Consider the following 12,140-nt stretch of genomic DNA (forward strand, 5'->3'; position numbering starts at 1 on the left):
CCTAACCGCACTTTGGACACGAGAGGGGGAAGGTCTTCGGTGTCCAAGCGAGAAACCTCGCCCCCTCTCCAGCCCCAGTTAGGGCTGGGGCATTCCCCAAATGGGGAATTCATTAGTTCAATACCCTTTTAAACGAAACAGACCCAGAACACCCGGACAGCAACTCTGTTTCCCCAAACAAATGCAACAAGAACGAAACGAGTACTTTAAGCCAGTTCCTCCCTGATCTTGCGGATGGACGCCGCCAATCTTGGTCCAAGGAAAGTCAGGATAAGCAGGCCGACGATGGCAACGCCACCGAACGCGGCAATGTCCGACACCTGGCTGTCACGGAGCCATGCGACCGCAGCGCCCACGCCACCGAAGCCGGTGGTGAGCCAGCCCCACAGGCCGGTTTCCTTCTTCACCTTGGTTTCGACGGTTTCGGGGACGACCTCTTTCTGGACTTCCTTTTCCACCACGACAGGGGGCGGCGTATCCGGCTGGGCAGCCATCTTCAGAGCCTCAGCACGCACGCCAGAGACGCGCGAGGTCCAGCCCTTTCCGAAGGTCGGCCACGTCTTCAGGCGCTTCAGGAAGGCCATGCGCTTGTCGCACAGGCTGTTGATGACCGTGGCTCGCATCATTGCGCGGGTCTTGGCCAACGTGTCCGGGCCGATCCGCCCATCCTGCTTGGCCCCGACAACCGCCTGAAGGTACTTGATCGCCCGATCCGGTCCGCTGTTCACAGCCATGTCGAAGACGGCGTAGTCGATCCCTCCCGGCAAGTCAGAACCGCGCACGGCGTCCCAATAGAACCGGCGATATATTGTTGCGACCTGTTCGTCGGTGATCTTCTTCAGGTCTTCCTTGGTCGCGTTCGGCTTCACGTAGCGCCTGAAATTGGCGAGCGTGACGCCCTTCATGGTGGGACCGCCCTTGTCTTGAGGGTGGTCGGACCAAAGCCCTTCATGCTTCAGGACGAGCGCTAACGCTCTCGCAAAGTTGCGATCCATGCGACATTCTCCTTGTTGATTTTTTAAGTTTCTCGTGCTTCGCTGATTTTCATCAGGGGGGTGATCGAAGCGTCAGACGTTGACTTTTCGGTCAAAAGGCCCATTTACACGGGCCAAAATGGAGCTACTGCAATGAAACAGACATACAGGGTGGTTGGCATCAAGGACGGCGACGTCTTTGTAGTCCAGGCGCTTGAGCTTGATGTCTCAGCGCAGGGCCGTTCATTCGATGAGGCTTTGGATCGCCTGAAAATCGCTCTTATTGCCGAGGAAAAGGAGGCTCTTGCCTCCGGTCGCGACGTTAACGAAGTCGTCGGCCCCGCTCCGAAGATGTTCCACGACCTTTACGAGGACCGCCCTCAGTATCGTGAAAAGCTCGTAGCCTAAGAGCTTTTCGTGGCAACGCTGGGGGAATACATGGGCTGGCTCCGCGCCCAAGGCGGGGAGTGTCGAGTAGGCATTGGCGCCGATCCGACGCGGGGGATGGTCCCTGTAACCAAACTAATTTCCCCGGATGGCCGATATGTGATCCATCCGGGGAACGATCAGTTCGAAGTCCTTTCCCGCTACACAATCGAATATTTCGACCGTCGCTTACAGATGGCATCGCCATTCGCCTCTATCCCAAGAGCGTAGCGACCCCGCCCGTCGCCATGCGACAGGTCCATGTCAATTCCTTTCAGATTGTCAGGGGAGCGGGATCGGGTTAGATAGGCGTGCGGCGCCCCCCAGTGCCGCACGGGCCGGCGTACTGAAATCCCCAAGTTTTTATGCGCCGGCCCAACCGGAGACCAGCCATGACCGGTTATGAGAAATCACCAGATTATGGCGGGCCGCCTGTGCGCAAGGGATCGCTGATTGCATTTCTGCTGATCGTCATTGCCATCGCCGTGTTTCTGGCGGTTCGCGGCTAATACGACCGCGTGTCTTTCATGTTGTGAGGATCAGCCTGCCCGGATATATCCGTCAATCATGGGTCGGGGTGCCAATCGTGATGAAATCTTCATTCGCTGATAAAATTCGCTACAATGCGTCAAAGATTTTCAACCAGCAGACAGCATCGCTCGATGACTTGACGATATCAGTCGATAAATTCACGGTGCCGCGCGAAATTCGCAAGGGCGTGTTCCATCGAGAGTATGAAAAGCAGGAGCGGCATCTAATTCGAACGCTGGACCTCTCTCCATCCGACAGGGTTCTTGATCTTGGAACATGTGTTGGCGTTGTTGCGATAACGGCGGCAAAGCTGGTTGGCAGCAAAAATGTCCAGACACATGAGGCGAACCCCGCGCTGGAGCCAATCATTCGTAAGAACTTCGCTCTCAACAATGTCGATCCGGCACTTCATATGGTCGCGGTAACCAAAGATGGTAGAGATATCGAACTTCACCTTCAGAAGCGGGTATTTTCATCCAGCGTTTTCCCGCGTGACTCGAAGGGAGCCATATCGGTCAAGAGTGTTGCCATTTCCGATATTATCAATGCGTTCGGGCCGACCATCATCAGCATGGATGTTGAAGGTGCTGAGGCGGAAATCGTGGATGCAACCGATTTTCCCGGTGTGCGTGCGGCGATGCTGGAGGTTCATCCGCACGTCATCGGTGAGCTGAAAGCCAAGGCTGTGTTGGACAGGTTTGCCAGCCTTGGGTTTTTGGAGCGTAACAGGATGGGAGACACCTACCTCTTCACGCGCTAAGCGCTCGCATCAGAGCGCATCTGCGGCCAAGAAAAAATCCTCTATCTGCTGTTCAGTGAAGCCCAACGCAGCAAAGCCCGCCTGCATCATCGGCTCATCACGGACGAAGGTCCCGCTGTTGGCATAGGCGATCTGCACTGCCTGGGATTGAGTGCCAATCCAGCCTTCGACCTGATCGAGAATGCCGTCAGCAAGAAGCTGAAGCTTGAATTGGCGCGCGGTAACGCGATCTGGGAGCATTCTGTCAAGAGGTTCGAGAATGAAATTCTCGTCCGCCGTGACTTCGCCGGTTTCGGCGTCAACAATCGTGCGCATCAGCGATACCTCATTTGAATTGACCCGCCGCTAAACGTCTGGCTGCCTCCTTGTGATCGGAGGCGCAGATTGCCGAGGACTCCAGCCAGCGAGACGGCACCGCCACCCACTGGAGAAACGCCATCCGTGGCAGTATCATTCAGGACATGCTCCGACACCCAATCGTTGCCGGATGTGCGATGGAGCCGCATAACCCCTGAATAAGTGTAGCTCGCGCTGTTACGGAAAACCACGAACCCGGATGACAAACGAGTGCGCGTTGATGCGCCAGCCAGTCCCGATCCGCTACTATACCCGCTGATCACCGGCGAGGCGCCCGGCCCGACTTGAAGCACCAAGGCATCATTCCCGCTCAGGATAACGTCCTTTAGCCATAGTTCGATATCATTCACGCCCGATGGGATGCTGGTCCAATCTATTGCGGTGCCGGTGGTCGCCGCTACGGGAGAAGTCTCTGTCCACGAAACAACACTGGCTATCCCGTCATCGACATACTTCTTGGTCGCGGCGTGGGCATCCGCAGTTGGCATTCCGACTTCAAGAACGCCACCCGTTCCACGATATGCCACACTGTTTGCGTTTGCCGCACCCGCAAGAGAAATTTCGCTCCATCCGGTTCCCGATGTACGACCAAGAACACGACCGCCTGACTGTACGGATTCCAATGCCGAAAAAGGCATGACCCCGGTGTGATTGGCCCGATTCAGCAAATAGGCATCAGTCTGGTTAGCCGTAGCGCCTGTTGCAATTCCGTTCAGCTTGGTTTGCAAGGTGGTCGTAAAGCCGGTGTATCCGGGAGCGTAGGCGAAGGTGAGCGTGCCGGACCCGGTAACGGGACTGCCCGAGACGGTAAAGCCTGTGGGTGCTGACAGTCCGACACTGGTCACCGTACCTGCCGGGATGGCCGGAAAGGTCGCTAGGCTGCCATCGCCGCGAATGTACTGTGAGGTAGTGCCAGTCGGGATATCGAATTTTCCGGCTAGGGCAGCATTGTCAGCCTTTGCGTCCAGTGCAGACTGCAAGCCGGAAATGGTGGAAATAGCCTGCGTGCCAGTATGGTTCCCCCGGCTGAACGCGTCCCCGGCCTTGCCCTGTGGGTCATACACGGAGGACAGCATGTCGCCGCCGCCTGCTGGCAACACCCAAGTGCCACCATCCCCCAGAACAAGGCCGGACGGGGATGGAGGGAGATCAATGGTAGCCAGATCGCCCAAACTGCCCGGCTGGACAGCCGTCTGCGCCGCAGCGATAGCCACCTGTGAGGCCGAGGACAAAGAGATTGTGCGGCTGGCGTCTAGCGCACCGCCCCCTGTCAATCCTGCGCCAGCCGTGATTGCAATGGCCTTATCAGCCTTTGCGTCAAGTGCGCTCTGCGCGGCTGAGGATACCGGCTTATCTGCGTCAGATGTATTGTCGACACTACCAAGGCCAACATCCGCCTTTACGAGCGCAACAGCGCCTGTCTTGCCGGCAACGGATGTGACGGTATTGACCTGCGCGCCAGCCTGTACCCCTGCGAGTTTGCTTGCCTCGGCGGTGGTGTATCCCTGATAGCCAGTCGAGTAGGAGAACGAGAGGGTGCCCGACCCGATTACCGGAGAGCCAGAGACCGTAAACCCAGTGGGAGCTGATAAGCCGACGCTCGTCACTGTCCCCGGAGGAATGAAAGGCTTGTTTTCCAAATCATCGTAGTCGCCGCTAAAGGCTACCGGTGCGAGACTGGCGGCGTCGGCCTTACCGCCTAGGCGCTCGTTCGTGTCCTGCCCCGCCATGGTCAGGCGATCAAGCTGGTCCTCCACTGCTTGCGCTGGGTTGCGCGCCTTGTCTTCCAGATCAACAATCTGTTTCCACTCTGTAGAGCGGGCGATGATGATCTTGCCGCCATTCGTGACCGCCGTACGGACGATTGATCCGCCAGAGGGATTGCCCGCGCCGGAAACCGTGTAATCCACGTTGTAGGCAAGGACCGTCCGCACACCTGCCACTTCGCGGATGACGGTCAACTCCTGTGGTTCAAGAAAGCGAACCGGGTATGGGAAAACGGTTGTGACGCCATCCTCATCATAGGAATAGGTCAGGGAGCCGGGGACAGGTACTGTCATCGGGGAGGTCTCCATATGAGAAAACCCCGCCGGGTTGGCAGGGCTTGAAAGGTCAGGGGTTTTGCGGTGTTATCGTCCCTCGGGCTTGGAGGGGTTTATGAGAAGAGTTGTTTTGCTGGCGTCCATCGCAGCGCTTGTTTGGGGCTGCGCCACGCCGCCAGAGAAGATTTCCGGGGTTCCAAATTCTGGTCCGTGTACCTCTGCCGACAGAGAACGGCTTGCCCTTCTGTCAAACAAGCAGACAAAAGCCGCGAATGGCGATGCTCTCGGGGTATTTCTGATCGGTCTCCCGGTCGCGTCGATGTCAGGCGGCGACAACGAAACCGAGATCGCCATCCTGAAAGGCAGATGCTCAAAGTAGCAAGGAAAGGCTTGTGTTTAAGGTTTCATGGGCAATCGCCATCTGTATGGCGTCTACGTTTTCAGCGCGGGCTGACTTCATCTCCCTTACCTACGAACAGGTCTCCGAAAGTTTGACCGGACTGCTAGATCGCGTGGCTGTAGCGCGTGATCTCTCGCATGACGAGGCGCGTGTCGCGAAACAAATATCGGGCGCGTGGGTGGCGGCAGGTCCGTGCAAAATGCCCCATATCCCCGAAGCAGAAGGGGCGCTTCCCATTCTACTGAATCCGATCCCAGAAATCAGATACCATGCTGCCGTTCTCGAAATGGTCGCAATTTTGACGGCTGATAATTTAGGGAGAGGTCCAACTGAAAACGTGTGCCGATTTGCTTCGGAATTGGCTAAGACTTAGCCTAATCACAAACCGTACGGCTGGCGCGCATGTCCCACTCGACATAGCAATCGCTGGAAGACGAGAGACGGGGCGGATCACCGAGCGCAATCGCGAGAACAGCGCATACTGCCAGACCCGCTCCGAACTTCAGAGTCCTCTTGCCGTCACCCGCCATTATGGCGTCGGCCACGAACAACGCCAGAACCAATCCAACAAGTCCAACCAAGCCCATCAATTGCGTCGCGTCTCCGGCAAACCAAGTGCGTCGCCCGTAGCGTCCTCGACAGCGTTGAGCAATTTCCGAACGTAAAAGAGGTTCTGCAAAGGAATAAGCTGCCGCGCCTTCCGCAGATCGCTTTTCGTCGTATCCCCCGCAAAGATTGAGCCCGACACCTGAAAAATGTCGGCAACCGCATCAATCGACGGGCCGGCAATCGTACCTGCTATGTTCCGGCTTTGGAAGCGCGAAAGCTGCTCACCGGTCAGTGCCGATAGCCCGAGACGGCCTCGTGTTGCCTTTTCCAGAAGCCCGTTCGGCTCCATAAGCCAGCCGCCGAGACCGGACCAGTCGAAAGCGTTTGCAGCCCAGACCCGCCAATTGTCGGAAGGCGTACGGTCGGCCACAAATTCCTTCATGCCATAGGTCATTGCTCCCAGCCCCATCATGACCATGAGGCCATTGAGAACAGCGGCGTCACGCTGCTGGAGGCCAGCAAGCGTCGTCTTTTGCATGGATGAAATGCCGAAGCTCTTGAACTGGCCCACCGTCTTGCCGAGTTCGGTGCTCATCCACAGCGGCTTGTCCTGCCCCGGCGTGACGACGATCCGGTCAACGTCCCGAACGATTGCTGAGCGGAATGCGTCGGTTGCCTGTCGGTCAGTCCAGTTGCCGGCCTTCGCCAGAAGTACCCCATCCTGCGTCTCGCCATGCTCGGCAAACTGCTTGGCAATACGGCTCGCCAAATCGGGGTTGATGTTCGATGCCGCCAGCTTGCGAATGTCCGCCTTGCTCGCCGTCCCGTTCGCTACCCGCTGAGAAGCCTGAAGCATGTTCGTCATGGTCACAAGGCCGGAAAACTGCTTCATGGCGGCATTCCACGGGGCCATGAGGGACACGACACCGAACCGGGAAGATGCTGCCTGTAGACCGCGCTCAAAGGCCGAATGCCTGCCGAAGTCGTCTGTTATGTCGGCCATCGCCATAGTGCGGCTATCAAGGATCATATCCAGAGCCGTACCGGCCTGCTTCACTTCCTCAGCCGCCAGACGGAATGCCCGGAAGTTCTTCACCATCGGCACAAAGCCATCCCTGAACGTGCTGGTCATTCCATGGGTGAATATGACCTTGCCCATGTCGGGGATAGCCGAGACCGTCATTCCGCCAAGCAGGCGCAGATAGTTCAGATTTCGGGCAATGCGCCCTGCCCTCAACACCAGACTGTCAGGGTTTGACGGGAGCGCATACTGGCCGCGCAGGCGGTCGCGAATGCCTTTAACGTCCCGAACGGCGTCCTCGCGCTGCCTATCCAGACGCCGACGCTCTTTCTCCTTGGCCTCTGCCGAAAGCGGCTTGCCGTCCTTATCCTTTGCCCCATCAACAGCGGCGATCTTGCGGTTCGCCTCATCGTTGATCTTGCGAATTTCCTCTGCCAAATCAGGGGTGCCAAATTTTTTGGATAGCTCCACATCAGCCGACATGGTTCGGACCTGAGCGCGCATGACTTCCTCGATATCGAGATTGAGAAAATCCTGTATCTTGGCGCTCTCGATATGAAGCAGGCGCTCCTTCAGTGGGCCACGCGGGCCGGAAACGATGCTGTCGTAGGGAATGCGGCCGTCAGCATTACCCAGTATTGTGTCAATGGTTTCCTCGACAAGCTCGCGAACCTCCTGATCCGAGAGACGGGAGAATTCTTCCATCTTGGCATTCGCGCGCTTGGCGGCGGCGTCCGCTTCCTTGGCAAGGTTCTGGGCATCCCCGATCTTAACCGCCGCATCACGCTTGGAGATGAAATAATCATGGAGGATGCGTCCGAACTCGTCGCGGCGCGCAATGATCTTCTCCTTGTTGTACATGCGGAACAGGTGCGAAACGTCACCCTGCACGGCTATATCTTCCGGGAACAGGCGGGCATCGATAGCGGCCTGCTTCATGGCGTCGTCAAGCTGTCGATAGAAGCGAGCGGCCTCGGCAATCTCCGGGATAGCATGCTTCTCGCCTGAGAATGCAGCCTTGCCAACTTCCTCCTTGAACTGTTTATAGGTCAGCTTCTGGCCGCCCGTCAGGCGCTGGAACTCGGATTTCAGCGGGGATAGCCGCACCTGCCAAGATGTCGGCTCCTGCGCATTGTTGAAGTACCGGGCATAGGCGGTGTCCATCTCACTCAGGGTGCGCGCAAGCGGCGCATTCCACATTTTCATGCGGGTTTCGACCGAGCCGCCGATTTCCGTGGCAACACCCTGCGCGTTCTCGGCATATTCCAGCGGCGTTTCCGCCAAGCCTCGCACCGTCTGACGGGCGCTGTCATAATCCGAAAGCTGAAGCCGGATCATCGGATCCTGCCGGTTTATGACAGGCAGCTTCTTGATCAGGTCTTCATCCTTGAGGCGCAGCGGGCCGGTATCGCGCGCCGCTGCACCAGCAGACGTGCCCTTACCTGCCGCAATGAACGCGTTGTCCACCGCATCATATTCGGCCTCGGATCGCTCGATCTTACGCGAAAGCTCCACAGCCTGAGGCGTTGACAGGTATCGACCGGCCAGCGTTCCAAGCGCCCCGCCAAGGAGGATCGACCCGCCGATGTTGTATGCTGTTTCCTCGCCAGTGCGCGTCACCTGCGTCAATTGCAGGCCGGTTTCGGACACTGTTGCGCCCATCGCCGCGCCGATAGCCGCGCCCGTCGCGGTGCGCATGACTGAACCGCCAGCCATGCCGCCGCCGAATACGGGCAGAAGCGTGGGAATGTCGATCACGCCAGCCGCCAGCGAGGCCACCATTCCCATACCGCCTGCCGCCTCTATCGTGCGCCGGTCCTGCTGTTCGCGCTTGATCTGGAGCTTAAGCGCGTCTGCTGCCTCCTTGTTGAAGACGCCCGCGAACTCGCGGACATATGGCGCGAACTCTGCATCGTCCTTCACATAGTCGATAGCATTTAACCCTTCCTCGATCCTGCGGGGGTCTGGCATTCCGCGCGAGGCGAGATAGGAGCCGACCATGTTTTCCGTGCGGAAGGCTGCCTCAAAGATCTGGACCAGCGACGGGTCGGCAATAGGTTCCGGCCCTGCGATGTTCGTCAGGTCTTGCGGATAGCGCTGCGCGTCGATGAACGGCATTACATGCCCCCCGGAGAGAGGATGCCGGAGTTTCGGGCATCATCCATCAACTGCTGCCGCTGGTCATTAAGCTCCTGCCTCTGCGTCGGAGGCTGCAAGTTGACATTCGGCGGCAGGTTCTGGAGCCGCTGGCGGCCCGTCAGGGGATCACCGTCAAGGAAGGTATCAAGCGTGCGTTCCCGCCCGCCGTCCGGTCCCTGCACGGCCCGCTCGTCTTCCAGAAGCGTCTCGCGATCATCCTGCGCCCAATCGATCATCTGCTGTTGCGCCTTCATCGCTGGCTCGATATTCGGCACGAACAGCTTGCCTGGAATGGTTTGCAGGACACCGTTTCCGTCCGCGTAGAACACGGCATAGCCCGGCAGTTTCCCGGATTTGATCATCTGATCTGTCTCGGGCGTGGCGACGATCTGGAGACTGCCGAGGATCATTTGGCGCTTGGCCTCATCGACGCGCTCCCGGCCTTTGTCAGCCACAGGCAGCTTCCCGAGGAATGTCTGATCAAGAGAGGACTGGTTGATGCCCGTCTGCGTAGACCCGACAAACCTAAGCGCTTCCTCATCGCTGATGAGCGGCATGATCTCGGATACGATCTGGTCACGGGCATAAGCATGCGGGTCAAGCGAATTGCTTTCTGCCGGCCAATAGCGCTCCGGAGGATGCTTGATGACCGTAGCCGACGACCCCATGCGGGTCACACCATACAGGCGCTTCATTTCTTCAGCCGCACGGTTCTTAGCCAGTTCGACGTTACCATTCGCCTGATAGAACTGCTCCTCGGCAATGGCGAGATATTCAGCCTGGATGCCAAGGCGCTGCCCTTCGGTAAACCCGACATTCGGGTCGGTGAAGGGCAGCCAATTTTCATCGAACATGGAGCCGAGATCATCGTTCTCAAGCTGCTTGCGGAACTCCTTGGCCGCTGGTTCCAGCGCCTTGCGTTCCCGCTGCTTGTCGGGATCGTTCATTTCGGCAATCTTCTGTGCCGCCTGTGCCGGCGTCAGGTTCAGGTTCTTGACGAAGTGATTGAAGTCGTCGGCCCTTTTCTGGACTTCGCTACCGCCATCGCGCCGAGACAATGCCGCTGGATTGATCTGGGCTATCCGAGCGGCCTCCTGTGCTGCCGCTTCGACCTCAGAGACATTCGTGCTTTCGAGCCCCGCGCGCATCCGATTAAGAACGGACTGTGGAACGACGCCGGTCTGCGCGACAAGGTTTTCCGTCGCATACTGCTGCTGCTCGGCAGGCACGTTCTTGGAAATCACGTCCTGCACAGCGTCCACGGTCTTCTTGCCGTCGCTGGAATATGGATCGACCTTCAGAGATCCGTTCTGGAAATCGGCAAGCGCCTGCTGCGTCAAGGCGGCATCGCCCTGCCGGGACCGCAACGCCGAAAGCAGTGTGGCCTTGTCGGCATCCGACATGGGCGAAGAGAGGATTTGCTGCGGGCTGGCAACCTCGCCGGTCTGGATGCCAAGCTGTAGAGCGCCCTTCTGCGCGTCATACTGTGCTTTTTCCTGCGCACGAATGGCAGTCTCGCCACGCTGTGCCGCTGCCTGAATGTTATCGTAGATCGACAGGCGCTGCATCAGAGACAGGTTGGCATAGCGCGGGTCGGCAGGCGCGGCACCAGTGCTGGCAGGCACGCCTTTGGCGTCCCCCATCTTCTTCGCCGCCCAATCCTTGAGCCAGCCGGCCGATTTGCCGGACAAAAACCCATTGGCCTTTATGACGGCAGGGCCGAGAACATTTGCCAGAGACGCGTCATCTGCCGAGCGCAGGACAGCTTTTGCCCCACCGATGCCGGCAAAGTGCGCGAGATAGAGCGTGCCCGGATTAACCGGCATGCCCGACTTGCGTAGTTCCGCCGCGTTTTCCTGTGTGTAACGCTTTGTCATCTCACGACCAAGCTGCGGGTCGTTCTTGAGCGACAGGATTTCCTTGTTAGACCGGCCCTGCGCAATGTCGGGCCGATACTTCTTGACCGTTGAAAGCCAGGTCGAGTCGATGAACTGCCCAAGCCCGGAGGCAGAGCTATTCGGGTTCTTGGCATTGGCCCTGCCGCCACTCTCGACGCCGATGATCTTGCTGACCACCACGTCAACGGCATCGTTCCCCGCGGCCGGAACCCCAAGCCGGGAGGCCGCGCCGGTCGCAGAAGACGGATTTGCCTCGGCATCCCGGACCTCACGCTCACCAACGGCAAGCGAGAACATTTCCTCAGTCTTTTTCTTGAGCGCCTCTTTCTCGACAGGCGGCAGGCCGGATGAATCAATGGTGCGGAACGCATCTTCCTTCGCAGCATCGAACATCGCCGGGTCATCGAAGACCTGATTTTGCAGGATTTGCTGGCGCTCCGTGACGCCGGTTCTGTACCAGTTGTTGCGCTGATCGACCTCGGCGGCGGCGGCCTTGTTGATCCATGTTTCGCGCGCCGTTGAAACTAGCTCCGAGAACTTGGGCTTGAGCGCGTCAGGAACGTTTTTAAGGAATTCCTCCGACCGATCCGTAAAGACCTTGGATACATTTCCGGTAAATCCGTCGCCAGACGCCGGCATCTCGTCCTGAGCTTTGCCAAACTCAAGCGCGTTATCATTCTGCCAACGGTTAAACGCTTCGGTTTGACCGAACTCAACCATCTGCATCTGCGACTGAAGGCGGCGCATTTCCATGGCGTGCATGGCTTCGCCGGCATTCTGGATTGCCCCGCCAACCGCGCGCAGCCCCTGTCCCACGCTGTCATCGACCTGCGTGGACGGAATGCCGCCTATGTCGAACGAACGCTGGCTTTCAATGCGACGGATTACTGCCATGGTCAGATACTCCCCAGCGGGCCTTGATTGTAGCGCTGGTACGGATTGCTGATCGTAAGCGCGATTTTCAGGTCCTGCCGCAGAGATGTGTGAACAAGCGTGGCGCGGCTATCGGCTCAGGGGGCGGCTTGAGCCTTTGCGAAGTTGAA

The 12,140-nt window shown here is 58.3% G+C and carries 8 protein-coding genes; 3 read left to right on the forward strand and 5 right to left on the reverse strand.

Annotated elements, in window-relative coordinates; all coding sequences use genetic code 11:
* Window positions 1–206: 206 nt before the first annotated feature.
* On the reverse strand, window positions 207–995 hold the full coding sequence (locus tag DES43_RS06035; protein ID WP_133674852.1) for a glycoside hydrolase family 108 protein: 789 nt from the start codon (window positions 993–995) through the stop codon (window positions 207–209).
* A gap of 132 nt (window positions 996–1,127) precedes the next feature.
* Between DES43_RS06035 and DES43_RS06040 the strand changes: the two genes are divergently transcribed.
* Both DES43_RS06040 and DES43_RS06045 read left to right on the forward strand, forming a co-directional pair.
* Window positions 1,128–1,382, forward strand: coding sequence for a hypothetical protein (locus DES43_RS06040; protein WP_133674853.1), 255 nt, complete (start codon window positions 1,128–1,130; stop codon window positions 1,380–1,382).
* Between the two features lie 607 nt (window positions 1,383–1,989).
* A complete protein-coding gene (locus DES43_RS06045; protein WP_133674854.1) occupies window positions 1,990–2,691 on the forward strand; it encodes an FkbM family methyltransferase in 702 nt (233 codons plus the stop codon).
* A gap of 9 nt (window positions 2,692–2,700) precedes the next feature.
* On the opposite strand, the gene DES43_RS06050 is transcribed toward DES43_RS06045, so the two are convergent.
* Window positions 2,701–3,006 (reverse strand): hypothetical protein, encoded by a 306-nt coding sequence (locus DES43_RS06050; protein ID WP_133674855.1) that lies wholly within the window; start codon window positions 3,004–3,006, stop codon window positions 2,701–2,703.
* Window positions 3,006–5,108 (reverse strand): hypothetical protein, encoded by a 2,103-nt coding sequence (locus DES43_RS06055; RefSeq protein ID WP_133674856.1) that lies wholly within the window; start codon window positions 5,106–5,108, stop codon window positions 3,006–3,008. The genes DES43_RS06050 and DES43_RS06055 overlap by 1 nt, the downstream gene beginning before the upstream one ends.
* Before the next feature lie 97 nt (window positions 5,109–5,205).
* Between DES43_RS06055 and DES43_RS06060 the strand changes: the two genes are divergently transcribed.
* The gene (locus tag DES43_RS06060) at window positions 5,206–5,469 is read left to right on the forward strand and encodes a hypothetical protein (protein ID WP_133674857.1); all 264 of its coding nucleotides are present in this window, start codon (window positions 5,206–5,208) and stop codon (window positions 5,467–5,469) included.
* A 607-nt stretch (window positions 5,470–6,076) separates the two neighbouring features.
* On the opposite strand, the gene DES43_RS22820 is transcribed toward DES43_RS06060, so the two are convergent.
* Both DES43_RS22820 and DES43_RS06070 read right to left on the reverse strand, forming a co-directional pair.
* Entirely contained in the window at window positions 6,077–8,527 is a 2,451-nt protein-coding gene (locus DES43_RS22820) for a hypothetical protein (RefSeq protein ID WP_245514533.1), read from the reverse strand.
* Window positions 8,528–9,177: 650 nt separating this feature from the next.
* Window positions 9,178–11,991, reverse strand: coding sequence for a lytic transglycosylase domain-containing protein (locus DES43_RS06070; protein WP_133674858.1), 2,814 nt, complete (start codon window positions 11,989–11,991; stop codon window positions 9,178–9,180).
* Between the last annotated feature and the right edge of the window lie 149 nt (window positions 11,992–12,140).

This window comes from Aquamicrobium defluvii (assembly GCF_004363725.1).
Taxonomy (GTDB): domain Bacteria; phylum Pseudomonadota; class Alphaproteobacteria; order Rhizobiales; family Rhizobiaceae; genus Mesorhizobium; species Mesorhizobium defluvii.